Annotated in this window: 2 protein-coding genes; both read right to left on the bottom strand. The window is 62.4% G+C overall.

From position 1 onward, the window contains the following. On the bottom strand, positions 1–580 hold a 580-nt coding region (locus G113_RS19710), incomplete at its 3' end, for a sigma-70 family RNA polymerase sigma factor (protein WP_005912494.1). Beyond that, the coding region (locus G113_RS19715; protein ID WP_005912496.1) for a tetratricopeptide repeat protein at positions 580–2676 on the bottom strand (2097 nt) is incomplete at its 5' end. The genes G113_RS19715 and G113_RS19710, both read right to left, overlap by 1 nt.

A 2676-nucleotide genomic window follows, 5' to 3' on the forward strand; every position in this document is an offset into this window, starting at 1 on the left:
ATCCATTACTGTGCCCTCTCTGTTGTGCGGATGACTCCATGGCCTCTCGGATCTGATTGCGTGCTCGAAACAGTCGGGTCATGACGGTGTTCTTGTTCAGGCCCAGCTGCTGGGCTATCTCTTCGCCGCTAAAACCGCCAACCACTTGCATCAATAACGGCTCCTGATATTCGTCCGGCAACCGAGCAATGTGGCGGCGCAGCCACTCATGCTCCATTTCCTGTTCGCTGTGCAGTGCGTTGCTGTCGCTTTGGGGGAATTCATCCAAATCGATGAGATCGAACTGCTTGCGCTCGAACCGGCGTGCATTCTCTCGCCTCAAGATGGTGATGAGCCAAGCCTTGGCAGCCTTGTCATCGACGAGGCTGTCTATTGCCCGCCAGGCGCGCAGGTAGGTCTCTTGCACCAGATCTTCCGCGACATGAGGATCCCGGCATAGCCAGTAGGCGTAGCGGTAGATATCCCCATGCAGGGCATTGACCAGGGCTTCATATTTTCTTTGTTTATCCGCCATACCCTCATTGACCGGGGATGGCGTCGGTTTCTTTCCCACTTTCTTGCGAAATAGCGATATCGCCATCAGTGCGCTTCCTTGTGGTGATCTGTGCCGTTCAGCCAGGCGACTCGTCTGAGTAAAGTGGCCAGCCCTCTCGTCTCATAGGCATCAAGGCCAAGGGCGATCGCTGAGCCATCAAAGTGAGTCAGTGTACCAAAACAGGCGGCCTCCAGGGTATCGAGCCGTATGGACAGCTCATCATCCAATGGAAGATCCCGCAACCAGATGATGGCTGGGTGGCGGGGTGCGGGCCAGCGCAGCTTTGCCCAACGCAGCAGGGCATGACGACTCCCGTCAGGGTCAGCTTGGCAAAGGGCGAGCTGCACTGCATAAAAAGCGCGCCATCTGGCCTGACGGTGCAGGCCGCTCGCCAGCAACAAGGCCAGCAGTGTCCAGCCGAGCAGGGGCAGGGGGCCAACGCGGGTCGGCCGGGGAGGGGGAGAGCCCGGTTGGTCGGCGGGGGGGGCGGTAACGTTCAAACGCGTGGCGGCCAACGTCAGCAGCTCTTCCCGCCCGGTGTGAGTATTGAACCAGGGCAGCTGGATCTCGGGCAGCCAATAGACACCGGGAGCCTCGGCCCGCAGAGCCTGGCGCCACTCCTGTTCAAAGAGCAAACGGCCGTTGGCAAGAAAGCGTTCATGACGCTGCCCACCATCTCCCAATACCCTGAGCCCAGCTAGATGCAGTGTGGGTAGCGCCACGCGGCTGCCATCTCCATCCTCGAGGCGCAGACGCAGAGTGCGAATGATGGGCTCGCCAAGGGCGACGCTACGGGCCGGGGTGAATTGCTGGGTGAGGGTGATGCGCCTGGCCACCAGCGGCAGGGGCGCCTTGTCTATCTGTATGATGGAGGGTGCGGCGCGACCGGAGACGGGGTCTTCATGACCATCACGTTGATAACGTGCCTGAAGTCTGGGCGCCATCAGGGTGAACTGACCCGCGCTCCTGGCCTGCAACAGCCAGCGGCGAGTCAGCACGCCGCTCTTGCCGGGCCGGGCTCCGGGGTGCCACTCATCATCTCCCAGGCGTCGAATATTGAGATCCGGGTGCTCGGGCTCATTGAGGCTGGGATCCACGATCTGATCCGGCAACCAGAGTCTGAGTTCATAGATAAAGGGCTGACCGGGGTAGAGGGGACCTTGATGATCAACGCTGGCGCGCAGTACCACCCTGGGCCCAGGGGGCGCGGTTACTGCCTGGTTGAGGGACTTGTTTGGCAAGGGAGTGGGCGCGATACGCCAGCTGCCCAGGTTGAGCGCAGGCAGGCTGTCGGCGCTGCCGTGCAGGGGGATCAGCCAACGGGTTTGGGGCCCGGACTCGCTCATGCTCTCAAGCCGGGAGATCCTGCCCACGGCGAACTGGCGCAGCAAGGGTTGAATATCAAGGGTATCGAGAGGCCAGTGCCCCGGCACTTCGATCAACAATAACCAATCCTCGGCACCCTCCTGAGGTAGCAGCTCGACCCTGGGGGCCGCTGCGGGGGCGAGATCCCTCTCCTGCTGAGGAAGTGCCGCAGATGACCCCGCAAAGGGTGCCGGTTGCCCGCCTGTTCCGCTTACCCCTTGGCCCGGCGCCAGAGCGAACAGCAGGCCCAGCAGGGCACCAAGTGTCCCTCCTCGAGACGCTGAGACAAGGGGGCGCAAAGGGCTCACCAAGGTGACACCGGCAACGGCTGCAGGCCTCGGCGCAGGGCCTCCTTGCGTAACCGCTCCTTGAGCAGGATCGACGGGGGGGGCGGGGTCGGCCGGGGCCTCTGGCTGGCTCTTCGCCTCATCAGGGGCCTTGTTGGGGCTGGCCTGGGGAGGGGGGCTGCGTTCGAGCAGGGTCAGATTGTAACGGGCATCGCTGTTGTCCGGGTCAAGGGCCAGGCAGGCCAGATAGGCGAGTTTGGCCTCTTCCAGGCGGCCCAGCTGCACCAGGGCATTGCCGCGATTGTAATGGGCGGTGGGACTCTTCTGCTCGCCATAGGCCGCCAAGGCACGGTCGAAATCACCGGTGCGATACCAGGCATTGCCACGCCAGATGGGATCGTGCAATGCCAGGGCTGCGCCATGATAATCTCCAGCCAGATATGCAGCCTGCGCCTTCGCTTGATCCTGCTCTGTATTTCGCCGCCCGCA

The sequence above is a fragment of the Aeromonas molluscorum 848 genome (assembly GCF_000388115.1).
In the GTDB taxonomy this organism is placed as follows: Bacteria; Pseudomonadota; Gammaproteobacteria; order Enterobacterales; family Aeromonadaceae; genus Aeromonas; species Aeromonas molluscorum.